Annotated in this window: 18 protein-coding genes; 13 read left to right on the forward strand and 5 right to left on the reverse strand. The window is 64.7% G+C overall.

Annotated features, from left to right (window positions below; translation table 11 throughout):
- Positions 1–7: 7 nt before the first annotated feature.
- Positions 8–1,012 (reverse strand): LysR family transcriptional regulator, encoded by a 1,005-nt coding sequence (locus ACE103_RS15130; RefSeq protein ID WP_375780061.1) that lies wholly within the window; start codon positions 1,010–1,012, stop codon positions 8–10.
- A gap of 79 nt (positions 1,013–1,091) precedes the next feature.
- On the opposite strand from ACE103_RS15130, the gene ACE103_RS15135 reads away from it, so the two are divergent.
- The 10 genes from ACE103_RS15135 to ACE103_RS15180 all read left to right on the forward strand — a co-directional run bounded on the left by ACE103_RS15135 (position 1,092) and on the right by ACE103_RS15180 (position 14,495).
- A complete protein-coding gene (locus ACE103_RS15135; protein WP_375780062.1) occupies positions 1,092–2,117 on the forward strand; it encodes an ABC transporter permease in 1,026 nt (341 codons plus the stop codon).
- A 77-nt stretch (positions 2,118–2,194) separates the two neighbouring features.
- Positions 2,195–3,220: a sugar ABC transporter substrate-binding protein gene (locus tag ACE103_RS15140; protein WP_375780063.1), complete on the forward strand. Its 1,026-nt coding sequence runs from the start codon at positions 2,195–2,197 to the stop codon at positions 3,218–3,220.
- A 98-nt stretch (positions 3,221–3,318) separates the two neighbouring features.
- Positions 3,319–5,457, forward strand: coding sequence for an ABC transporter permease (locus ACE103_RS15145; protein WP_375780064.1), 2,139 nt, complete (start codon positions 3,319–3,321; stop codon positions 5,455–5,457).
- On the forward strand, positions 5,457–6,578 hold the full coding sequence (locus ACE103_RS15150) for an SMP-30/gluconolactonase/LRE family protein (protein ID WP_375780065.1): 1,122 nt from the start codon (positions 5,457–5,459) through the stop codon (positions 6,576–6,578). Before ACE103_RS15145 ends, ACE103_RS15150 begins: the two co-directional genes overlap by 1 nt.
- An 11-nt stretch (positions 6,579–6,589) precedes the next feature.
- Entirely contained in the window at positions 6,590–8,113 is a 1,524-nt protein-coding gene (locus ACE103_RS15155) for a sugar ABC transporter ATP-binding protein (protein ID WP_375781110.1), read from the forward strand.
- A 521-nt stretch (positions 8,114–8,634) separates the two neighbouring features.
- A complete protein-coding gene (locus ACE103_RS15160; protein ID WP_375780066.1) occupies positions 8,635–10,950 on the forward strand; it encodes a bifunctional salicylyl-CoA 5-hydroxylase/oxidoreductase in 2,316 nt (771 codons plus the stop codon).
- Positions 10,947–11,726 (forward strand): SDR family NAD(P)-dependent oxidoreductase, encoded by a 780-nt coding sequence (locus ACE103_RS15165; RefSeq protein ID WP_375780067.1) that lies wholly within the window; start codon positions 10,947–10,949, stop codon positions 11,724–11,726. Before ACE103_RS15160 ends, ACE103_RS15165 begins: the two co-directional genes overlap by 4 nt.
- An 11-nt stretch (positions 11,727–11,737) precedes the next feature.
- Positions 11,738–12,577 (forward strand): enoyl-CoA hydratase family protein, encoded by an 840-nt coding sequence (locus tag ACE103_RS15170; RefSeq protein ID WP_375780068.1) that lies wholly within the window; start codon positions 11,738–11,740, stop codon positions 12,575–12,577.
- 1 nt (position 12,578) lies between these two features.
- Positions 12,579–12,974, forward strand: a complete 396-nt coding sequence (locus ACE103_RS15175) for a RidA family protein (RefSeq protein ID WP_375780069.1) — start codon at positions 12,579–12,581, stop codon at positions 12,972–12,974.
- Positions 12,975–13,253: 279 nt separating this feature from the next.
- On the forward strand, positions 13,254–14,495 hold the full coding sequence (locus ACE103_RS15180) for a flavin-dependent oxidoreductase (protein ID WP_375780070.1): 1,242 nt from the start codon (positions 13,254–13,256) through the stop codon (positions 14,493–14,495).
- A gap of 136 nt (positions 14,496–14,631) precedes the next feature.
- Here the strand turns inward: ACE103_RS15180 and ACE103_RS15185 are convergent, their stop codons facing one another.
- Complete coding sequence (locus ACE103_RS15185) at positions 14,632–15,084, reverse strand: cupin domain-containing protein (RefSeq protein ID WP_375781111.1); 453 nt, start codon at positions 15,082–15,084, stop codon at positions 14,632–14,634.
- Between the two features lie 21 nt (positions 15,085–15,105).
- Positions 15,106–16,272, reverse strand: coding sequence for an ABC transporter substrate-binding protein (locus tag ACE103_RS15190; protein WP_375780071.1), 1,167 nt, complete (start codon positions 16,270–16,272; stop codon positions 15,106–15,108).
- A gap of 292 nt (positions 16,273–16,564) precedes the next feature.
- Here ACE103_RS15190 and ACE103_RS15195 point away from each other — a divergent pair, with 292 nt between their 5' ends.
- The 3 genes from ACE103_RS15195 to ACE103_RS15205 all read left to right on the forward strand — a co-directional run bounded on the left by ACE103_RS15195 (position 16,565) and on the right by ACE103_RS15205 (position 19,693).
- Positions 16,565–17,059 carry a MarR family winged helix-turn-helix transcriptional regulator gene (locus ACE103_RS15195; RefSeq protein ID WP_097670770.1) on the forward strand — a complete coding sequence of 165 codons (495 nt, stop codon included), beginning with the start codon at positions 16,565–16,567 and terminating at the stop codon, positions 17,057–17,059.
- Between the two features lie 3 nt (positions 17,060–17,062).
- The gene (locus ACE103_RS15200; RefSeq protein ID WP_375780072.1) at positions 17,063–17,878 is read left to right on the forward strand and encodes an alpha/beta hydrolase; all 816 of its coding nucleotides are present in this window, start codon (positions 17,063–17,065) and stop codon (positions 17,876–17,878) included.
- Between the two features lie 171 nt (positions 17,879–18,049).
- Positions 18,050–19,693: an AMP-binding protein gene (locus ACE103_RS15205; protein WP_375780073.1), complete on the forward strand. Its 1,644-nt coding sequence runs from the start codon at positions 18,050–18,052 to the stop codon at positions 19,691–19,693.
- A gap of 37 nt (positions 19,694–19,730) precedes the next feature.
- Here ACE103_RS15205 and ACE103_RS15210 read toward each other — a convergent pair whose 3' ends face one another.
- Together ACE103_RS15210 and ACE103_RS15215 are read right to left on the reverse strand one after the other, a co-directional pair.
- Positions 19,731–21,344, reverse strand: coding sequence for a DHA2 family efflux MFS transporter permease subunit (locus ACE103_RS15210; RefSeq protein WP_375780074.1), 1,614 nt, complete (start codon positions 21,342–21,344; stop codon positions 19,731–19,733).
- Between the two features lie 8 nt (positions 21,345–21,352).
- Positions 21,353–22,540, reverse strand: coding sequence for an HlyD family secretion protein (locus ACE103_RS15215; RefSeq protein ID WP_375780075.1), 1,188 nt, complete (start codon positions 22,538–22,540; stop codon positions 21,353–21,355).
- Between the last annotated feature and the right edge of the window lie 22 nt (positions 22,541–22,562).

The following is a 22,562-nucleotide window of genomic DNA, read 5'->3' on the forward strand; positions in this document are numbered from 1 at the left end:
TCCGCCGCTACTCCGCGGCGAGGCTGGTCGGCACCGGGATGCCCACTTTGGGGCGCGTTCTTGCCGCGCGGCGGTTCTTGCTGAAACGGCTGCCGGCCAGCAGCGCCGCGGCGGCGCGCAGCTGCTCGCGCAGCCATTGGTTGGTGGTGTCGCCCTCGGCAGTGGCATGCCAATAGAGATAATTGACGTGCGGGCTGATCGGGAACGGGCAGGGGAAGCACTGCAACAGCCCGGGATCCTCCAGCACGGAGGCGGCGCTCTCCGATGCCGTCAGCAGCATGTTGCTGCGGCTCACCACGTGGCAGGCGGTCGCAAAATTCTGGCAGGTCAGGCGCACGGTGCGGGTCAGGCCGAGCCGCTGGAACTGGAAGTCCTCGAACGACAGGCCGCTGCGCCGCGACGTCACGCAGACATGTTCCAGGCGCAGGTACGCTTTCTTGTCGAGCCGCTTGCCGAGCTCGGGATGGCCACGCCGGGCGAACACCGCGATATGCTCGGTCAGGATCTGCTCGCGCCGCACCTCGGTCGAGAGCGGCAGCAGCGTATCGATCGCGACATCAAGCGTGCCGGCGGCAAGCTCGCGCTCCAGATTGTTGCGCTCGCTGCGCACGGTCGCGATCTCGACCAGCGGCGCGACAGTGCTGATGCGGTTGATCAGCGCGCTCAGCATCGGCGCCTCGAGGTTGTTGCGCAGGCCGATCACGAACCGCTTCGGCGTCCTGGCCGGATCGAAGCGGTTGGTGTCGGTCAGCGTCGTCTCCAGGCCGTTGAGCGCCTGGCGCACCGTGGTGATGATCTGGCGCGCCAGTGGGGTTGGCGTCATCACGTGATGGCGGCGCACGAACAGCGGATCGTTGAACATCGCGCGCAGCCGGCCCAGCGCATGGCTCACCGCGGGCTGGGTCAAATTGAGGCGGAAGCAGGCGCGGCTGACGCCGCCCTCGGTGTAAATCGCGTCGAACACGACGAACAGGTTCAGATCGATATCGCGCACATGCATAGAAATAATCAATCCGTATCCGTCGAATGCATTTGACGAATATGAGTTGGCGCTCTTAAAGTCTCAAGCAAAATAATACCTGGAGGAAACGATGAGCGTGCAATCGCCATCGCGCGGCGTTGCTGTCCCTGCGGCATCATCTCGCTCGGGCTCAATGTTCGCAAAGCCGAGCCAGGAGCAGATCGTGCTCCTGATCACGATTGCGCTTCTGGTCGTGTTCGGCCTGACGCTGAACGGTTTTGCCACAGTCTCCAATCTGCTCAACCTGTTGCGCAGCATTTCCATCCTCGGCGTGCTCGGCCTCGGCATGGGGCTGATCGTGATCAGCCGCGGCATCGACCTCTCCGAGGTCGCGATCATGGCCGGTTCCTGGGCGATCGCGCTGATCTACATGCAGAACGGCATGCCCTTTTTCACGGCAGTGCTGCTAGCGCTGGCCATTGCGGTGCTGATCGGCGTCGTCAACGGCGTCATGGTCGCCTTCGTCGAGGCGCCGGCGCTGTTCGTGACGCTGGCCGCCGGCTTCGTGATCTATGGCCTCGCGTTCTGGATCGCGCCGGCCTGGGTGGTCTACGCGCCGAAGGACGCGCCGGGCCTGATGTATCTCGGTGCGGGTCGGCTGTTCGGCATCCCGGTTCCGATCCTGGTGTTCGCGGTCTGTGCGATCGCGATGCACCTGTTCCTATCGCGGACCTCGATCGGGCGCTTCATCTATGCGCAGGGCGACAATCCGGAGGCCGCGCGGCTGACCGGCATTCCGCTGCGTCCGCTGATCGTGCTGGAGCACGTATTGGTTGCGCTGCTCGCCTGGATTGCGGGCCTGGTCTGGGTCGGCACCACGGGCAGCATGCAGATGGCGATCACCCAAGGCACCATGATCTTCGACGTCGTGCTGGTCGTCGTGATCGGCGGCATCAGCCTGATCGGCGGCCGCGGCAGCGTGTTCAGCGTCGTGGTCGGCTGCGTCCTGATCGGCACGCTGCTCAACGCCTTCACCATCATGGACGTCAACAGCGAGGTGCAGAACATCATCAAGGGCGTGGTGCTGCTGGCCGCGATCGTGCTCGACAACTGGCTGCATCCCCGTGACGAGGAGACCGCGCGGCAAGGAGACTGAAACAAGGCGACTGAGCGCGCCGCGCCAATCAAAAAAACAATTCCAATCAATCAAAAGAATTTTGTGTGGAGGAGACGATGAAGACGACCAAGTTCTGGACGACCCTGCTCGCCGGGGTGACGCTCGCCGCGATGCCGTTCGCGGCATCGGCGCAGGAGGAAGGTACCAAGGCCGGGCGCGAGCTGCGCGCCGCCTACGACAAGTCGCTGCAGGGCAAGACCGTCGCCTATCTGCCGATTGCGCTCGGCGTGCCGCTGTCCGACGAATGGGGCCGCGTGGTGCAGGAAGAGGCCGAGTGGCGCGGCATGAAATACATCGTGCGCGACCCCAACAACAATCCATCGGCAATGCAGCAGGCGCTGACCGCGCTGGTCGACCAGAAGCCCGACGTCCTGATCGTGCAGAATCCGAGCGTGACACTGCTGATGAAGGATCTGAAGCGCGCCGAGGCCCAGGGCACCCATGTGATCCAGGTCAACATGGCCTCCAACTACAAGTCCGGCGCCTTTGTCGGCGTCGACTGGCGCGAGATCGGCCGGATGCTGGCGAACGAAGCCGTCAAGGCCTGCGGCACCGGCTCCGGCAAATCGGGCAAGGTGCAGATCGTGCAGGGCGAATTGACCGCAGCCGCCAGCGTCGATCAGGTTGGCGCCATCATGGATGTCCTGAACAAGGATCCCAACATCAAGGTGGTGTCGAACCAGGCAGCGAACTGGGACGCCAACACCGCGCTCAACATCACCGCCACCGTGATCCAGCAGCATCCTGATCTCTGCGCCTCGATCGGATTCTGGGGCATCATGGAATCGGGCGCCGCGCAGGCGATCCGCAATGCCGGCAAGATCGACGACGTGAAGGTGTTCGCCTCGGGTGAGGGCTCGCAGCTCGATTGCGACCAGGTCACGTCAGGCAATTTCAGCAAGTTCCTCAGCTACAAGGCAACCGAGCAGGGCCACGACCTGATGTTCGCAGCCGAGACGCTGCTGATGTCCGGCGACAAGCCCGGCTCGAAGAACCTGTCCTATTACACGCGCCCGATCTGGATCGATAAGTCGAACGCCTCGCTCGGCGGTACCTGCTTCGCGCTACCCAAGAAAAACTAACAAGGCGCGAGACAGCCGGCGCGGGGGGCATTCCCGCGCCGGCTGTATCACGGGTCAGAATCCGGAGACGTTGAAACCGGATCAGGAGTGCTTTGGCGATGTCGATGGCAGTTGATTCCTTTTCCGCTTCGGTGCGGCGGTTCTCACCCCGGCTCCTGCTGTCGGAGCTGTTGCTGAAACAGTGGTTCGAGCCGGTCGTTCCCTTCACCGTGATGATCGGGCTGTGGGCGTATTTCGCGCTCACCATTCCCGACTATGCCTCGGTGCAGAACTCGGTCTCGCTGCTGCGGCTATTCGCCGAATTCGGGTTTGTCGCGCTCGCGATGGGCTTCTGCCTCGTCACCGGCGGCATCGACCTGTCGGTCGGCGCGATCTTCGCCCTGTGCAATTTCGCGGCGCTCTACTTCCTGCTGGTGCGCGAATGGCCGGTCGGGCTTGCCGTGCCGGCGACGCTTCTGGTCGGCGCGGTGCTCGGCAGCATCAACGGCTTTTTGATCGGCTTTCTCAAGACGCGGCCGTTCCTGACCACGCTGGTGACGCTGATCATCCTGCGCGCCTCGGTCAATCTGCTCAACACCAGCTACGCCCAGGTGTTTGCGACCAATTCGGTCGAGAGCGACGCCTGGGATTTCATCGGCGGTGGCAGCGTGCTCGGCATTCCCGTCAATGCGGCGACGCTGTTCGTGGTGCTTTTGATCTGCCACATCTTCCTGTCGCGCTCGCGTTATGGCTGGCATCTCACCGCGATCGGCGCCAGCCGCAAGGCCGCGCGCCATGCCGGCATCCGCGTCCGGTTGATGCTGTTCATGACCTATGTGCTGTCGGGCACGCTGTGCGCGGCGAGCGGCATCTTCTACGCAGCACGTCAGGCCTCCACGGATTCCACCACCGGCGTGGGCTGGGAATTCCAGGCGCTGACCGCCGTGGTGCTCGGCGGCGTGTCGCTGGCCGGCGGCAAGGGCACGGTGTGGCGGGCGATGATCGGCGCGCTGATCATCTTCCTCTTGATCAACGGCCTCGTGCGCATGGGCATCCCGGGTTACGTCACTTCGGCGGTAACCGGCATGATCCTGCTCGCCGCCGTCGGCATCGACGTCAAATGGTCGAAGAACCGCGGCAAGGCGATCCAGAAGATCTACGTCAATCCGGCCTTCGTGCCACTGGCGTCGGCGCCGGCGGTGCAGCCCGGCGCGGCCTCGCCTTACGCGCAGAACGACCGGCTGATCAACGCGCAGGCGATCGGCGTCGATCAGGTCGAGGGGCCCGAGGATGTCATCCTCGATCGTCAGGGCCGGCTCTACGGCTCGACCCGCGACGGCAATGTGATCCGATTCTCCGGGCCTGACTTCAAGACCCGCGAGGTGTTCGCCCATATCGGCGGCCGGCCGCTCGGCATGCAGTTCGATCGCGACGAGAATCTGATCGTCGCCGTCGCCGGCATGGGCGTCTACGGCATCGCGCCCGACGGCCGCATCTTCAAGGTCACCGACGAGACCAACCGCACCTGGTACAAGCTGAATGATGACTCCCGCCTGCGCATGGCCGACGATCTCGACATCGCGCCCGACGGCAAGATCTATTTCAGCGACTGCACCACGCGCTACGAGATGACCACCAACACCCTCGACATCCTCGAGGGCCGGCCCAACGGCCGCGTGGTCTGCTACGACCCGGCGACCAAGACCACGCGCACGGTGATCAACCACTTCTATTTCCCGAACGGGATCTGCGTCTCCCACGACGGCAAGTCGATCCTGATTGCGTCGACCTCGCTGTGCAAGGTGTTCCGCCACTGGATCGACGGCCCGAACAAGGGCAAGACCGAAGTGCTGATGGACGAGTTGCCGGGCAACCCCGACAACATCAACCGCGCTTCCGACGGCACGTATTGGCTGGCGCTGGTCGGCATCCGCACGCCAACCTTCGACCTTGCTGCGCGCAAGCCCGGCTTCCGCCTGCGCATGGTCAAGCAGGTGCCGGCCGACGAGTGGCTGGCGCCCGCGCTCAACCATGGCTGCGTGCTGAAGTTCAACGAGAAGGGCGAGGCGCTGGAGTCGTGGTGGGACCCGACCGGCATCTCGCATTCGACCCTGACCTCGATGCGCGAGCATCAGGGCTATCTCTATCTCGGCGGGCTCGAAAACAACCGGATCGGCCGCATCAAGCTCGACGGCGTCGACGACAGCTGGACCGGCTACGATGCCTATTGGGGCGCCAAAAGCAGGGTGACGAAATAATGGGATTTTTCGATCATCTGCTGCGCGATATCCGCAGCGTCACCGACCGCGACGGCGGCCAGAACGCGATCCCGCCGCTCGATGGCGCGATGAGCCCGAACGACCGGCTCGACACCGCGGTGCCGATCGGCGAGCCGCTGCCGGGAATCGACGACGTCATCGCCGCCGGCGACGGCGCGATTTATGTCTCCGCCGGCCGGCAAGTGCTGAAGCTCAGCGGCAGTGATTTCGCGACCCGCACGGTTGTCGCCGAGTTCGAGGATGATGCCGGCGGGCTCGCGCTGCATCCGGACGGCCGCCTTTTGGTCTGCGTTGCGGGCAGGGGGCTTGCCGCGATCGATGCCGCAAAACCCGCGCCGCGTTGGCTGGGGGCTGCGGGCGGCAGCGCGCTCACGGGGCTGTTGTCGGTCACGGCGGCGCCCGATGGTCGCATCTATGCCGTCGAAGGCAGCGCCGGCCGCCGCCCGAGCGAGTGGCGGCACGATCTGATGGAGAAGCGCGCCGGCGGTCGCCTCATCGGCTGCGGCGCCGGTCTCGACGATCCGCAGGTACTGCTGCGCGATCTGCCGTATCCTTATGGCGTGATGGTCTCGGCCGACGGCAAGAGCCTGTGGCTCACCGAAAGCTGGGCACATCGCTTCAGCCGGTTCGCGCTAGCTGGCACTGGCCTCGGTCCGCGCGAGACAGTCGCCGCCAACATGGCGGGCTATCCGGCACGGCTGCATCCGGACGGCCATGGCGGGCTGCTGCTCGGCATGTTCGCGCGCCGCACGCATCTGATCGAGTTCGTGCTGAAGGAAGACGATTTCCGCGAGGAGATGATGGCGACGATGCCGCCGGAGTACTGGGTGGCGCCGGCGCTGGTCGGCGGCAGCGATTGCCTGGAGCCGATGCAGATCGGCAGCGTCAAGGCGCTCGGCATCCAGAAGCCATGGGCGCCGCCGCGCTCCTATGGCCTGCTCGTGCATCTCGATGCCGAAGGCGAGGCCAGCGACAGCCTGCACAGCCGCGCCGGCGGCCGCTTTCACGGCGTCACCGCTGCCTGCGCGACGCCCTCCGGGATCGTGATCGCGGCGCGGGGTGCCGGACGGCTGCTGCGCTACACGGGAGAGCTGCGATGAATGACGGCGTGATGCAGGCGGCACCCGCCACTCAGTCGGCAGCCCGCGAGCCGGTGCTGCGGATCAGCAACGGCTCCAAGATCTATGGCGGTGTCCACGCCATCGAGGGGGTCAATTTCGATCTCTATCCCGGCGAGGTGCACGCGCTGGTCGGGGAGAACGGCGCCGGCAAGTCGACGCTGTGCAAGGCGATCGCGGGTGCGATCAATCTCACCTCCGGCGACTACCTGCTGGATGGCAAGCCCGCCAATTTCGAGCAGCCGCGCGACGCGCTCGATGCCGGCATCTGCATGGTCTATCAGGAGACCAGCCTGGTGCCGACGATGACCGCGGCGCAGAACATCGAGCTCGGCAACGAGAAGCTGCTGACGCGCTTCCGCACCCTGAACATCCAGGCCCAGCAGCTGTTGCAGTCGCTCAATTTCCACGTCGATCCGGCAACGCCGGTGGCGCTGCTCGGCACCGCCAAGAAGCAGATGGTGGAGATCGCACGCGCGATCTACAACAAGGCGCGCATCATCATTTTCGACGAGCCGACCGCATCGCTGACGCCGGAGGAGATCGTCCACTTCTTCCATCTGGTGCGCGACCTGCGCGCCCGCGGCGTCTCGATCATCTACATCTCCCATGCGCTGGAAGAATCGCTGCAGATCGCCGACCGCATCACCGTGTTGCGCGACGGCAAGCTGGTGATCACGGCGCCCGCCAAGCAGCTCAGCCGCGACGCGCTGGTGCAGCACATGGTCGGGCGCGAGGTGGCGCAGGCGGTCTATGGCGGAAGAGCGAAGACCCATCAGCGCCGCGAGAAGGTGCTGACGGTCGAGAACGTCACCATGGGCATGGCGGTCAAGAACATGTCGTTCTCGGTCTATGCCGGCGAGGTGGTCGGCATTGCCGGCCTGATCGGCTCCGGCCGCACCGAGATCGCCAAGATCGTCTATGGCGCGCTGAAGCGCAACCTCGTCAATGGCGGCACCATCCGGCTGCGGGGAAAACCGATCCGCTATCGCGTGCCGCGGCAGGCGATCAATGACGGCATCGCCTACATCACCGAGGACCGCAAGGCCAACGGCTTCTTCGAGACCATGGTGGTCGACGACAACGTCTATATCGGCAGCCTCGCCACGCGAAAGGGCTGGAGTTTGCTGCTGTCGCGCGCCAGGCGCAGCAAGCTCGCCAGTTACTGGGTCGACCGGCTCAAGATCAGTGCGCTGCAGCGCAAGGCCAGGATCGTCGAGTTGTCCGGCGGCAACCAGCAGAAGGTGGTGCTGGCCAAGACCCTGGTGCAGGAGCCGTCGATCATCTTCTTCGACGAGCCGACGCGCGGCGTCGACGTCGGTACCATCCCGCACATCCACGGCGAAATCCGCCGCCTCGCCGACGAGGGCAAGGCGGTGGTGGTGATCTCGTCCTATCTGCCGGAGATCCTCGCGGTCTCCGACCGCATCCTGGTCGCCCGCACTGGCCGCATCGTCGCCGAGTTTGACGCGGCGGATGCGACCCAGGACAAGATCCTGTACGCCGCGGTGCATTGAGGCGCGCGCGACGTCTCTCCGCTGTCATTCCGGGGTTCACGAAGCGAGAGCCCGGAATCCATTTCGCCGCACATGATGCGGCCTGATGGATTCCGGGCTCAGCCCTTCGAGCTGCCCCGGAATGACGGGCAGCGAGATGAGGAGTGCAGATTAGTGCAGCTAGTCCGCCATCTTGCCACATCGCCCTAAAGTGACGCCGACACATGCGCGCCGGCGGCGCCTCATCCTCGATGTCGTCCCGGCGAAGGCCAGGACCCATAACCACAATTTGTCATTATTGCGCGTTGCTGGAACGACGAGTCCCGCCGGCAAGGCCTGCTGCGGCGTATGGGGCCCGGCCTTCGCCGGGACGACAGCAATGAATGAGCCGACAACCACCCTTGACAATTATTTTAAGTATAAAATAATATGCCGTATCGGCTGGCAGGGAAACTGACCCCGGCCGAAGCCAGAGCATGATCCGGAAAAGGGGCACCCGGTTTTCCGACGCGATCATGCTCAAACGGAAAGGCGAGAACGCCATGCGCATCGTTTGCATTGGAGGCGGGCCGGCCGGGCTCTACTTCGGCATCCTGATGAAGATGCTGGATCCCACGCATGTCATCTCCGTGGTCGAGCGCAACCGGCCCTACGACACGTTCGGCTTCGGCGTGGTGTTCTCCGATGCGACCATGGACAACATGCGCAAATGGGACCCGGTCACCGCTGATACGATCGAGCAGGCCTTCAACCATTGGGACGACATCGAGGTCCTGATCAAGGGCCGCCGGATGCGCACCACCGGCCACGGCTTCGTCGGTATCGGCCGCAAGCGGCTGCTCAATATCCTGCAGGGGCGCGCCGAGGAGCTCGGCGTCGAATTGATTTTCGAACGCGAGGTCAATTCCGATCTCGAATTCCCCGACGCCGATCTGATCGTGGCGTGCGACGGCGTCAACTCGAAGGTTCGCGCAAAATATGCCGAAACCTTCCAGCCCGACATGCTGATGCGGCCGAACCGCTATATCTGGCTCGGCACCGTCAGGCCGTTCGATGCTTTCACCTTCGATTTCCGCAAGACCGAGCATGGCTGGTTCCAGTCGCACATCTACAAGTTCGAGGAGGGCGCGGCGACCTTCATCGTCGAGACCACCGAAGAGGCGTATCTCGCCCACGGCCTCGACAAGATGGAGCAGGGCGAATCCATCGCGTTCTGCGAGAAGGTGTTCGCCGAAATCCTCGAGGGGCATCATCTGGTCTCCAACGCGCGGCATCTGCGTGGCTCGGCCTGGCTGTCGTTTCCGCGGCTGATCTGCGGCAAGTGGACCGCGTTCAACGGCAACAGCCATGTCGTGCTGATGGGCGATGCCGCTCACACCGCGCATTTCGCGATCGGCTCGGGGACCAAACTCGCGCTGGAAGATGCGATCGAGCTCACCAACCAGTTCAAGATCCACGGCGCGACGAAGGACAGCATTCCCGCCGTGCTGAAGGCTTACGAGGAACTGCGCCGGGTCGATGTGGCGCGGATCCAGAATGCCGCGCGCAATGCGATGGAATGGTTCGAGGTGGTCGGCTCGCGCTATGCCGATACGCTGGAGCCGGAGCAGTTCATGTATTCGCTGCTGACCCGCTCGCAACGCATCAGCCACGAGAATCTGCGGCTGCGCGACAAGACATGGCTCGAAGGCTATGAGCGCTGGTTTGCCGAGCGCAGCGGGGTGCCGGCGACCAACGACCGCGTCACGCCGCCGATGCTGACGCCGTTCCATATCCGCGGCCTGTCGCTGCACAACCGGATCATCGTCTCGCCGATGGCGATGTACTCGGCCGAGGAGGGCGTGCCGAACGACTTTCACCTGGTGCATTTCGGCTCCCGCGCGCTCGGCGGCGCAGGGCTGCTGTTCACCGAGATGACCTGCGTCTCGCCGGAGGCGCGGATCACGCCCGGCTGCTGCGGCCTGTGGAATGACGCGCAGGCGGTGGCCTACAAGCGCATCGTCGAGTTCGTGCATCGCAATTCGCAAGCCAGGATCGGCATCCAGCTCGGCCATGCCGGGCGCAAGGGCTCGACGCGCGTTGCCTGGGAAGGCATGGACGAACCGCTGTCGGACCATAACTGGCCACTGGTGTCGGCCTCGGCGGTGCCCTATCTGCCCGACGGCCAGATCCCGGAGCCGATGAGCCGCGCCGAGATGGACGAGGTGCGCGACCAGTTCGTTGCCGCCGCCAGGCGTGGTGCCGCCGCGGGCTTCGACATTCTGGAGCTGCACTGCGCCCACGGCTATCTGCTGTCGAGCTTCCTGTCGCCGCTGACCAACCGCCGTACCGACGACTATGGCGGATCGATCGAGAACCGCGCGCGTTATCCGCTGGAATTGTTCCGCGCCATCCGCGCGGTGTGGCCGGAGGACAAGCCGATGTCGGTCCGCCTGTCCTGTCACGATTGGGCCGAGGGCGGCAACACGCCTGAGGATGCGCTGGCCTTCGCGAAATTATTCAAGGCGGCCGGTGCCGACCTGATCGATTGCTCCTCGGGCCAGGTCTGGGCCGACGATCATCCGATCTATGGCCGGCTCTACCAGACGCCGTTCGCCGACAAGATCCGCAACGAGGTCGGTATCGCCACCATCGCGGTCGGCGCGATCTCGGAGGCCGACCACGCCAATTCGATCATCGCCGCCGGCCGCGCCGATCTCTGCGCCATCGCGCGGCCGCATCTCGCCGACCCGGCCTGGACGCTGCATGAGGCCGCGAAGATCGGCGTCAAACAGATCGCCTGGCCGAAGCAGTATCTGTCGGGCAAGTCGCAATACGAGGCCAATCTCGAACGCGTAGCCGCGGGAGTGAAGGCATGACAGGGTTCTGGCCCAACGCCCATGCGCTGGTCACGGGTGCCGGTTCCGGCATCGGGGCCGCGACGGCAATCGCGCTCGCAAGAGCCGGCGTGCGCGTCAGCATCGCCGGACGTCGGATCGACGCACTGAAGGCGACGGCGGCGTTGCTCGGAGCGCACGTGGGCGCCGCCGTTTCGATCGACGCGACCGATGAAGCTGCGGTGACCAAGGGTATCGCGCAGATCGAGGCTGAGGCCGGCCCGATCGATATTCTCGTCAACAATGCCGGTAAGGCTTCGAGCGCGCCGTTCGACAAAACGAACTCGGGGCTGTGGGCGGACATGCTGGCGAGCAATCTCTCCAGCGTGTTCCTGGTGACGCATGCGGTGTTGCCAGGGATGGCGCAGCGCGGCCGCGGGCGCGTGATCAACGTTGCCTCGACCGCAGGCCTTACCGGCTACGCCTATGTCTCGGCCTATGTCGCGGCCAAGCACGGCGTCGTCGGCCTGACGCGCTCGCTGGCGCTGGAATATGCGCGGCGCGGCGTCACCGTGAATGCGGTCTGCCCCGGCTACACCGACACGCCGCTGGTGGCGGATGCGGCCGCCAACATCGTCGCCAAGACCGGGCGCAGCGAGCAGCAGGCGCGCGCCACGCTCGCCAAGGTCAATCCGATGCAGCGGCTGGTCACGCCGGAGGAGGTCGCCGACACCATCCTCTGGCTCGCGTCAGAGGGCGCATCGTCAATCAACGGACAAGCCGTCGCGGTTGCCGGCGGCGAAGTCTTTACCGGGTGAAGGAACACATCATGTCCGAGATGAAAGCAAAGCTCCGTCCGTTCAGGGATTATCCCGCAAAACACTTCCGCTGGTCGACCGACGCGAGCGGCCGCGTCGCGACCATCACGCTGAACCGGCCGGACAAGAAGAACCCGCTGACCTTCGAGTCCTATGAAGAACTGCGCGATCTCTTCACCAACCTCAAATATGCCTCCGATGTCCGCGCCATCGTGCTGACCGGCGCCGACGGCAATTTCTGCTCCGGCGGCGACGTGTTCGAGATCATCGAGCCGTTGACGCGGATGGCGATGCCGGACCTGCTCGCCTTCACCCGGATGACCGGCGAGGTGGTGCGGGCGATGCGCAAATGCCCCCAGATCATTGTCGCCGCGATCGACGGCATCTGCGCCGGCGCCGGCGCGATGCTGGCGCTGGCGTCCGACCTGCGGCTGGCGACGCCGCAGGCCAAGACCGCGTTCCTGTTCACCCGCGTCGGGCTTGCCGGCGCCGACATGGGCGCGTGCGGATTATTGCCACGCGTGATCGGGCAGGGCCATGCCGCCGATCTGCTCTATACCGGACGCGCGATGAGCGCCGACGAAGGTTTTGCGTGGGGCTTCCACAACCGCCTGGTGCCGCCGGCCGAACTCGCCGCTGCCGCGCAGGAACTGGCGCGCTCGCTTGCGGATGGACCGTGGTTCGCACATGGCGTGACGAAGACGATGTTCAATCAGGAATGGGCGATGGGCGTCGACGAGATGATCGAGTCCGAAGCGCAGGCGCAGGCGATCTGCATGGTGACGGGCGATTTCCGCCGCGCCTTCGAGGCCTTCGCCGCCAAGCAGAAACCCGCTTTCGAGGGCAATTGAGATGATCGAAATTCTGCAACCGGACGGATGGGCCAAGCCGATCGGCTATGCCAACGGCATGGCCGCGCGCGGCAAACAGATCTTCATCGCCGGCCAGATCGGCTGGAACGGGCAATGCGTGTTCGAGAGCGACGATCTCGTGGCGCAGATCGGCCAGACCCTGCACAACATCGTCGCGGTCGCCGCCGCCGGCGGAGCCGGGCCCGAACACATCGTGTCGATGACCTGGTTCCTGCTCGACCGCAAGGAATACTCCGCGCGGCTGAAGGAGATCGGCGTGGTCTATCGCGACGCGATCGGCCGGCGCTTTCCGGCGATGACCGCGATCCAGGTTGCGGGACTGATCGAGGACCGCGCCAAGGTGGAAATCCAGGCCATCGCGGTGGTGCCGGATTAACGACGATGCCGGATTGTCCGTCATCCTGAGGAGCCGCGAAGCGGCGTCTCGAAGGATGCACGGCCGGTTGGCGGCCGTCGACCCTTCGAGACGCGCGTTCCGCGCTCCTCAGGGTGACGGGGATGGATTGGAGTTCGCTGAAGCAATGTTAAGCCTAAGCCCAATCATCGCCGGCCGGCCCAAGTCCCGGGCGACAAACCCGCTTGCGGCCGGGCAACGGGCCATGCGACCCTAGGCGAAAGCGTAAGAACGTCCTGTGTTTGAGTGGAGTAAGGGACGATGAAGGCGATTATCGTCGGAGGCGGAATCGGAGGCCTCACCACTGCGTTGATGCTGCGCTCGCGCGGCATTAGTTGCGAGCTGTATGAGCAGTCGGAGACGATCCGCGAGCTCGGCGTCGGCATCAACACACTGCCGCATGCGATCCGCGAGCTGGCGGGGCTCGGCCTGCTCGACAAGCTCGACGAGGTCGCGATCCGTACGTTTGAGCTGTTCTATTTGACGCGGCATGGTCAGCAGGTCTGGCACGAGAAGCGCGGGCTCGATGCCGGCCACGACGTGCCGCAATTCTCTGTTCATCGCGGCCGCCTGCAGGGCGTGATCCATCAGGCGGTGATCGACCGGCTTGGTGCCGATGCGATCCGCACCGGCTGCCGGCTCGGCTCCTTTACGCAGGATGAGGGCGGTGTGTCCGCCTACTTCTTCGATCGCAGCGGCAGTCATGTGCACACCGCGCGCGGCGATATCCTGATCGGTGCCGACGGCATCCATTCCAAGGTGCGGCAGACGCTGTTTCCGGACGAGGGCGGGCCGTGCTGGAACGGGCTGATGCTTTGGCGCGGCGCGACCGATTGGCCGGCCTTCCTGACCGGCCGTTCGATGATCATCGCCGGCGGGCTGAATGCCAAGGCCGTGATCTACCCGATCGCACCAGGCTCGAGTTCGGCGAGCCGCCTCACCAACTGGGCGGTGCTGGTGCGGATCGGCGACGGCTCTTCGCCGCCGCCGCGGCGCGAGGGCTGGTCCAATCTTGGCCGCCGCGACGAGATGATGCCCTATGTCACTGGTTTCACCATCCCGCAGGTCGACTTCGCTGGCCTGATCAACGCGACGCCGGAGTTCTGGGAGTATCCGTGCTGCGACCGCGATCCGCTGCCTTATTGGTCGAGCGGCCGCGTCACGCTGCTCGGCGACGCCGCGCATCCGATGTATCCGGTCGGCTCGAACGGCGCGTCGCAGGCCATTCTCGATGCGCGGTGCCTCGCGGACATGCTGGCGCGGGCCGAGCATCCGCGCCAGGCGCTGGCGGCCTATGAGCGGCAGCGGCTGCCGATGACCGCCGACATCGTCGCCTCCAACCGCCGCGGCGGCCCGGAGGGCGTGATCGACGCCGTCGAGCAGCTCGCGCCGCAGGGCTTTACCGACGTCGACACCATTCTCAACTACGAAGCGCGTGAGGCGATCGTGCGCGGCTATGCGGCGAAGGCCGGCTTCGCCGCGCGCGTGGTGGCGCGGCAGTAGGTCTTTCAAGGAAGAGAAGTCCCGTCGGCGATCTCTAGATCGTCATTGCGAGGAGCGTAGCGACGGAGCAATCCATCGTTCCGCGATCGCCGAACGACGGATTGCTTCGCTTCGCTCGCAATGACGGAGGAGCGTCCTACGCCGGAGGCGGCGGCAGGAAGTGGATGTTGTGCTCGGCGGCGAGCCGCACCACGTCATCCGGGTTCTGCTCCTTCATGTTGTGGATCGCCCAGAACAGGTCGTACAGCCTGCGCGTCGGCGACACCCAGAACAGCGTCTTGGCCGACTGCTGCGACTTGTTGAAGATGCCGTGCGGCTTGCCCGCCGGCAGGCGCACCAGATCGCCAGGTGTGGCGGATTCATCGGCGCCGTCGAGCATGAAGTCGAGCTTGCCCTCGAGGATGTAGAGATACTCGTCCTGGTCGGGATGGATGTGCGGCGGAACGAAGGTGCCGGGCGGGAAGGTGGCGTGCCAGGAGAACGAATGCTCGGTACGGCTCTTCGGCACATAGGTCTGGCCGAGGATGCTCCAGGAAATACCCTGAATGCCGTCATTGGCTCGTGTGATGCCGGCGATCTCGTCTTTCATCGTCATGTTTCCTCCTGATCTTTACTTCGACGCGCAGTCCTTGGCGTAGCGATCGCCATAGTTCGAAAACACCTTTTCGACGATCTCGGTCTGGAATTTACCGTCCGGCCGCTTCGCGACCTTGGTGAGGTAGAAATCCTGGATCGGATAGCCGTTGTTGTTGAACTTGAAGTTACCGCGCAGCGAGGTGAAGTCGGCCTTTCTCAGCGCCGCAGCGACCGCGTCCTTGTTGGAGAGGTCGCCCTTCACCGCCTTGACCGCGCTGTCGATCAACAGCGCTGCGTCATAGGCCTGCATGGCGTAGGTGCCGGGCACGCCCTTGTAGGCCGCCTCATAGGCCGCGACGAACTTCTTGCTCTGGGGATTGTCCAGATCAGGTGCCCAGTTCGCGCCGCCGAACATGCCGACCGCGGCATCCTGCTGCGCGGGCAAAGTGGATTCGTCGACGGTGAAGGCGGAGAGCACCGGCACGGTCGCGCCGGCCTGCTTGTACTGCTTCACGAGGTTCACGCCCATGCCGCCCGGCATGAAGGTGAACAGCGCGTCCGGCTTCAGCGAGGCGATCTTGGAGAGCTCGGGCTGGAAATCCAGCGTGTTCATCGGCGTGTAGGATTCCTCGACGATCTCGCCTTTGTAGTCGAGCTTGAAGCCGGCGACGGAATCGCGGCCGGCCTGATAGTTCGGCACCAGCAGATAGACGCGCTTGTAGCCACGGTCCTGCGCCACCTTGCCGAGGACTTCGTGCACCTGATCGTTCTGGTACGACGTCACGTAGAAGAACGGGTTGCATTCCTTGCCGGCGTAGCTGGAGGGACCGGCATTCGGGCTGATCAGGAAAGTCTTGCTCTCGGTGACCGGGCGGTGGATCGCCTGCAGGATGTTGGAAAAGATCGGGCCGACCACGAAATCGACCTTGTCGCGCTCGAGCAAGCCGCGGACCTTGACCACGGCGCCGTCGGGCTTGAGCTCATCGTCGGCGTTGACGATCTCGATCTCGCGGCCGGCCATCTTGCCGCCGAGATCCTTGACCGCGAGCGCAAACCCGTCGCGGACCTGCTGGCCAAGCGCTGCGGCCGGACCGGAGGTTGTTACCAGCACGCCGATCTTGATCTTCTCCTGCGCGATCGCCGGGGTCACCGCGATACCCAGCAGCGCCGCCAGTCCCACGAGCTTCGTCACATGTTTCATGTCTTTCCCCCAACCACCGGCTTGCTGCCCTTGTCTCAGCCTCATTGACCTCAGCTTAGTCTGACGCGCGCGACCGCTGCAAGCGATGTGGCATTGCGTCAGGGCAAACGCCGCGCCCCATGCAGGCGCTGCACATGCAAGCGTCGCGCCAATTGCTTGAAGTTTAAACAAATTACCGATCGACCGGGAGTTTCGAGCAGGATTCGCAATTGTCCTTGCGGCGCAGCGCGAATTGCTTGAAGCTCAAAGCAATCGGTCCGACCGAAACCCGGCGCGGAGGCACGATCGCCGCATGAACCTCGATTCCGAAACCAAAGCCGTCGAACTGCCCGACGATCATGGCACCGAGCTCAGGCTGTGGCTGCGTCTCTTGACCTGCACCACGCTGATCGAAGGCGAGGTGCGCAGCCAGTTGCGTGAGAAGTTCGATGTCACGCTGCCGCGCTTCGACCTGATGGCCCAGCTCGACAAGGTCTCCGACGGCATGACGCTGTCGGACCTGTCGAAGCGGATGATGGTGTCGAACGGCAACGTCACCGGGCTGGTCGAACGCCTGGTCGAGTCCGGCCATCTCGATCGCCGCACCTCGGAGACCGACCGCCGCGTGCAGTTCATCCGGCTGACCAAGCTCGGCCGCGCCGAATTTCGCAAGATGGCGGCCGAGCACGAGAAATGGATCGCCGATATCTTCGGCGACCTGTCGCCGAAGGATATCCGCGAACTGATGCGGCTGCTCGCCAAGGCCAAGGGCTCGGCCCAGCGCTCCGCCAAGGCGAGGACCGCTTAAGCCGTGTGCGAGGTCGATTACGAGGTCGAATACAACAACCGCGCGCGGGTGCCGGAAAACCCGGCGCTGATGGCTGGTTGGGCGAGGGACTCCGCGGCCTATCGCGAGCAGCATCCGCCGCGGCGGCTAAGCTATGGTCCGGGCAGCCGCAACGTCATCGATCTGTTTGAGGGTGATCGCGACGGGCCGCTGGTGGTCTTCATCCACGGCGGCTACTGGCAGGCGCTTGATGGCTCGTCGTCGAGCCACTGCGCGCGGGGCCTCAATGGTCACGGCATCAGCGTTGCGGTGCCGAGCTACGACCTCTGCCCCAACGTCACGGTCGGCGACATCATCGCCGAGATGCGCGCGGCAACACGCGAACTGGCGAAGCTCGGCCGGCCGCTGGTCATGTCGGGACACTCCGCAGGCGGGCATCTTGCCGCATGCATGCTTGCGACCGATTGGCCGGCCTACGATGCGTCGCTGCCGACGGATCTGGTCAGGGCTGCTTACGCGATCTCCGGCCTGTTCGAGCTCGAGCCGCTGGTCGGCACCTCCATCAACAAGGCGCTTGGCCTTGACCGCGACGCAGCAAGGGCGGCGAGCCCGCTGCTCTGGAAAGCGCCCGCAGGTGCCACGCTCGATGCCGTGGTCGGTGGCGAAGAGAGCGCCGAATATCACCGGCAGAGCCGGACCATCGCTGACGTCTGGGGCGGAGCCGGCGTGGCGACGCGGTTCGGCGTTGTGCCCGATGCCAATCATTTCACCGCGATCGCACCGCTCGCCGACCCGGAGTCGGCGATGGTCGCGCGGCTGAAGCAGCTCACGCAACTCTGAGGTTTGCTGGCCCGCGCCACGTCTACGCGATTTCCACCCTTGCGCTAAATTAGTTTAAGTATAAAATGATTGGCGATCGGGACGCTGCCGGGCGTCCTCGATACTGGTTTTCTCGATGTTGATCTTGATGTTGGTCTTGGCCTTTCTGGATAGAAAGCGAGGGGCAATCGAATGTCAGGTGAATTTCCCGGGCTCGGCCCATCCGGGCATGTCGACGATTTCGCGCGGCGTAACCTGCCGCCGGTTCAGCAATGGCCGCAGCTGCTGCTCGACCGGCCCGAATTCAGCTATCCCGATTATCTCAACGCCGCGGTCGAACTGACCGACCGCATCGTCGAGCAGGGCATGGGCGATCGCATCGCGCTGATCGGCAACGGCCGCCAGCGCACCTACAAGGAATTGACCGACTGGTCGAACCGCCTGGCGCATGCGCTGGTGGAGAACTACGGCGTCAAGCCCGGCAATCGCGTGTTGATCCGTTCGGGCAATAACCCGGCACTGGTCGCGGCCTGGCTCGCGGCGACCAAGGCTGGCGCTGTCGTCGTCAACACCATGCCGATGCTGCGCGCCGGCGAACTGGCCAAGATCGTCGACAAGGCCGAGATTGCGCTGGCGCTGACCGACAGCCGCATTGCGGATGAGCTGGTGGCCTGCGCCAAGACCAGCAAATTCCTCAAGCAGGTCGTCAATTTCGACGGCACGCAAAACCACGACGCCGAGCTCGACCGGATTGCGCTGAACAAGCCGGTCAAATTCGATGCGGTGAAGACCGGCCGCGACGACGTCGCGCTGCTCGGCTTCACGTCTGGCACCACAGGCGAGGCTAAGGCGACGATGCACTTCCACCGCGATCTCCTGATCGTCGCCGACGGCTATGCCAGGGAAGTGCTCAAGGTGACGCCAGACGACGTGTTCGTCGGCTCGCCGCCGCTCGCGTTCACCTTTGGGCTCGGCGGGCTCGCGATCTTTCCGTTGCGCTACGGCGCCACCGCGACGCTGCTGGAGAATGCGGCGCCAAGCGAGATGATCCGGATCATCGAGACCTACAAGGCGACGATCTGCTTCACCGCGCCGACGGCCTATCGGGCGATGATGGCCGCGATGGACCAGGGCGCCGATCTGTCGTCGCTGCGGCTCGCGGTCTCGGCCGGCGAGACGCTGCCGGCGCCGGTGTTCGAGAGCTGGACTAAAAAGACCGGCAAGCCGATCCTCGACGGCATCGGCAGCACCGAACTGCTGCACATTTTCATCACCAACCGTACCGGCAGCGCCGTCGCCGGCACCACGGGCACGCCTGTTTCCGGCTACCAGGCGAAGATCGTGGACGAAGACATGAACGAGCTGCCGCCGGGCCAGGTCGGCAAGCTGGCGGTTCGCGGCCCGACCGGCTGCCGTTATCTCGCCGACTCCCGGCAGACCAAGTATGTGCGCGATGGCTGGAACATCACCGGCGATGCCTTCGTCAGTGACGAGAATGGCCGGCTGTCATTCGTGGCGCGCGCCGACGACATGATCATCTCGGCGGGCTACAACATCGCCGGTCCAGAGGTCGAGGCGGCGCTGCTCGGACATCCCGATGTCGCGGAATGCGCTGTCATCGGCGCACCCGACGAGGAGCGGGGGCAGATCGTCTCCGCTTTCATCGTGCTGAAGCAGGGCGTGCGCGGTGACGATGCCGAAGTCAAGGCGTTGCAGGATCACGTCAAGGCGACGATCGCGCCGTACAAATATCCCCGCGCGATCGCTTTTGTCGAAGCGTTGCCGAAGACCCAGACCGGGAAGATCCAGCGCTTCAAGCTCCGCGAAGCAAGCTGAGAGCGGGGCGATGGCCGTGGCCGCCGCCCTCGATCGTTCAATGCCCGCCCGCGCCGCCCGCCGCGTTCTTTGGCTTGCCGGTCAGCACGATCGCGATCGCGGCAAGCACCAGAACCACGCCGATCACCGCGAAGGCGTCGCTGAAGCCAAGCACCAGCGCCTGGCGCTTCACGATATTGCCGATCGCAACGATCGCCTGGCTGTGTGCGGTTGCGGGGTCCGAGATGCCGTGGCTGAGGAAGTAGTTGGTGACCTCGGCGATCCGGGCACGCACCTCCTCGCGGCCCAGATGCACGGACTGTCCGATGATGTTGGAGTGGAACTGCTCGCGCTTGGTGACGATGGTGCTGAGCAACGCGGTGCCGATCGCACCGCCGAGGTTACGCATCATGTTGGAGATGCCGGAGGCCGCAGGTGCATCTTGCGGCGCAACGCTGCCGAGGCTGATGGCGGACAGCGGTGCAAGCGTAATCGCCTGGCCGACGGCGCGAACGATGTTCGGGTAGAAGAACTGGTCGCCGGAATAGTCGAGCGACATCTGTATGTTCATAAAGGATGAGACCGCGAACAGGATCATGCCGGTGAAGGCGATGAATCGCGCGTCGAAGCGCTGCATCAGCTTCGGCACCAGCGGGATCAGGATCAGCTGCGGCAGGCCGGTCCAGGCCAGCACCTGGCCGATCTGCTCGGCATTGTAGCGCTGCACCTGGCCGAGATAGGCCGGCAGCAGGTAGACCGAACCGAACAGCGCGAAGCCGACGAACACCGCCGAGATGGTGCCGAAACCGAAGCTGCGCTGGGTCAGGAGCCGCAGCCGGAGCAACGGTTTCTCGACCACGAGCTCGATCCAGACGAACAAAGTGAGGCTGACGGCGGCGATCACCGCAAGCTTGACGATGAAGGGCGAGCCGAACCAGTCGTCCTTGTTGCCTTCCTCGAGCACAGCCTGCAGCGATGCCAGGCCGATCGCCATCGTGGCGATGCCGAGCCAGTCGCCCTCGCGCAGCAGATGCAGCTGCATCGGCTGGCGTTCCAGCGTGAAGGACAGGGTGATGACCATCACCGCGGTCGGAACCACGTTGACGAAGAAGATGGTCTGCCAGCCGTAATTCTCGGTCAGGTAGCCGCCGATGGTCGGGCCGATCGCCGGGGCAAAGGTCACGGCGAGCGCGAACATCGCAAGGCCGATCGGCTGCTGCACTTTCGGCAGCTTGGTGAAGACAAGCGTGAAGGCCATCGGGATCAGCACGCCGCCGAAGAAGCCCTGCAGGCCGCGCATCGCGATCATCGAGGGTAGGTCGTGGGTGAAGGCACAGGCGACCGAGAAGATCGCAAACAGGGTGGCGAAGCCGATGATGATCTTGCGGAACGAGAACACCCGGCTGAGAAAGTCGGTCAGCGGGATCACCACGATCTCGCCGATCAGATAGGACGTCGAGATCCAGGAGCCGTTGTCGACGCCGGTGCCGATGCCGCCCTCGATGTTGAGCAGCGAGGCGTTGGTGATCTGGATGTTGAGGATCGCCATGAAGGCGCCGATCATCGCGGCGACGATGGAGATCCAGACGGCCATGCTGGCGCGGTTGGGATCGACCGCTACCGCTGCCGCGCGGGGCGCAGCAGCCGGGGAGGAGAGCGCGAGGTCGGACATGACATCACCTATTTGAAAGAGGCGACAGCGAGCTTGGGCGAGGCGCTGGAGCGCGGAGTGTCCCCGACGGGATGCGACAGCGTCGCGATGGACGGGATCACCGACATGCCCGGCCGCAGGTCGACATTGGTTGCGTCGAGCACGATCTTCACCGGGATGCGCTGCACCACCTTGGTGAAGTTACCGGTGGCGTTGTCCGGCGGCAGCAGCGCGAATTCCTGGCCGCTGGCGGGCGCGAGGCTGTCGACATGACCGCGCACGACCTGACCGGGGAACATGTCGACCTCGATCTCGACCGGCTGGCCCTTGCGGACATTGGTGAGCTGCGTCTCCTTGTAATTCGCGATCACATAGGCGCCGGTGGCCGGCACCAGTGACATCAGTTGCGTGCCGGCCTGGACGAACTGGCCGGTGCGCAGGGTGCGGTTGCCAACCACGCCGTCGATCGGGGCGATGATGGTGGTGTAGCCGAGGTTCAACTCGGCCTGATGCTGAAGCGCGGTTGCGCGGGCCTGCGCGGCGACGGCCTGGGCGATGTCGGCTTTGAGCAGTTCCACCTGCCGTTCGGCGGAGGCGAGGTTTGCGGTGTCGCGGGCGATGGCGGCCTGCGCGCTGGCATAGCGCGACTGCGCCTGCTGCGCGTTCTGCACACTGCCGAAGCCGGTGCCGGCGAGGTCGGTGTAACGCTTGTTCTCCTGCTCGGCGAAAGTCTGGTTGGCCGTGTCCACCGCAAGCGTCGCGCGCGCCGCCTCGATCACCGAGTGCTGCACGTCGAGCTGGGCGCGCTTGCTGGTGATCGCAGCTTCAGCGGCGGCGACGTCAGCCTTCGACTGATCAAGCGCGACCTTGAAATCGCGCTCGTCGATTCGCGCCAGGATCTGGCCGGCGCGCACATGTTCATTGTCGCCGACCAGCACCGCGCTGAGATAGCCTGACACTTTCGGTGCGATCGTCGTGTTGTCGGCCTTCACATAGGCGTCGTCGGTCGAGATCTGAAAGCGGCCGACCGTCCAGTAATCCCAGCCATACCAGGCGCCGCCCGCCAGCAGGGCGAGTGCTGCGCCGGTCATGAGCAGGCGGCGAAGCTTACCCTTGGCGGCGGACGGCTTGGCCGCCTCGGGACTTGTGATCAACTGCTTGGCGGTCTCGGCCGGAACCTGGCTCTCGGTCTTGAAGGACGTTTCGTGCTGGCTCATGGCAGGTGCTCCTGATCGTTCT

The sequence above is a fragment of the Bradyrhizobium sp. ma5 genome, assembly GCF_042258955.1.
Taxonomy (GTDB): domain Bacteria; phylum Pseudomonadota; class Alphaproteobacteria; order Rhizobiales; family Xanthobacteraceae; genus Bradyrhizobium.

Excerpts from the sequence above, each read along its gene's own strand:
- ACE103_RS15180 (WP_375780070.1), top strand. The coding sequence starts at position 13,254 with ATGAAGGCGATTATCGTCGGAGGCGGAATCGGAGGCCTCACCACTGCG.
- ACE103_RS15210 (WP_375780074.1), bottom strand. The coding sequence starts at position 21,344 with ATGTCCGACCTCGCGCTCTCCTCCCCGGCTGCTGCGCCCCGCGCGGCA.
- ACE103_RS15170 (WP_375780068.1), top strand. The coding sequence starts at position 11,738 with ATGTCCGAGATGAAAGCAAAGCTCCGTCCGTTCAGGGATTATCCCGCA.
- ACE103_RS15135 (WP_375780062.1), top strand. The coding sequence starts at position 1,092 with ATGAGCGTGCAATCGCCATCGCGCGGCGTTGCTGTCCCTGCGGCATCA.
- ACE103_RS15175 (WP_375780069.1), top strand. The coding sequence starts at position 12,579 with ATGATCGAAATTCTGCAACCGGACGGATGGGCCAAGCCGATCGGCTAT.
- ACE103_RS15155 (WP_375781110.1), top strand. The coding sequence starts at position 6,590 with ATGCAGGCGGCACCCGCCACTCAGTCGGCAGCCCGCGAGCCGGTGCTG.
- ACE103_RS15165 (WP_375780067.1), top strand. The coding sequence starts at position 10,947 with ATGACAGGGTTCTGGCCCAACGCCCATGCGCTGGTCACGGGTGCCGGT.
- ACE103_RS15205 (WP_375780073.1), top strand. The coding sequence starts at position 18,050 with ATGTCAGGTGAATTTCCCGGGCTCGGCCCATCCGGGCATGTCGACGAT.
- ACE103_RS15185 (WP_375781111.1), bottom strand. The coding sequence starts at position 15,084 with ATGAAAGACGAGATCGCCGGCATCACACGAGCCAATGACGGCATTCAG.
- ACE103_RS15150 (WP_375780065.1), top strand. The coding sequence starts at position 5,457 with ATGGGATTTTTCGATCATCTGCTGCGCGATATCCGCAGCGTCACCGAC.
- ACE103_RS15140 (WP_375780063.1), top strand. The coding sequence starts at position 2,195 with ATGAAGACGACCAAGTTCTGGACGACCCTGCTCGCCGGGGTGACGCTC.
- ACE103_RS15145 (WP_375780064.1), top strand. The coding sequence starts at position 3,319 with ATGTCGATGGCAGTTGATTCCTTTTCCGCTTCGGTGCGGCGGTTCTCA.
- ACE103_RS15215 (WP_375780075.1), bottom strand. The coding sequence starts at position 22,540 with ATGAGCCAGCACGAAACGTCCTTCAAGACCGAGAGCCAGGTTCCGGCC.
- ACE103_RS15160 (WP_375780066.1), top strand. The coding sequence starts at position 8,635 with ATGCGCATCGTTTGCATTGGAGGCGGGCCGGCCGGGCTCTACTTCGGC.
- ACE103_RS15195 (WP_097670770.1), top strand. The coding sequence starts at position 16,565 with ATGAACCTCGATTCCGAAACCAAAGCCGTCGAACTGCCCGACGATCAT.
- ACE103_RS15190 (WP_375780071.1), bottom strand. The coding sequence starts at position 16,272 with ATGAAACATGTGACGAAGCTCGTGGGACTGGCGGCGCTGCTGGGTATC.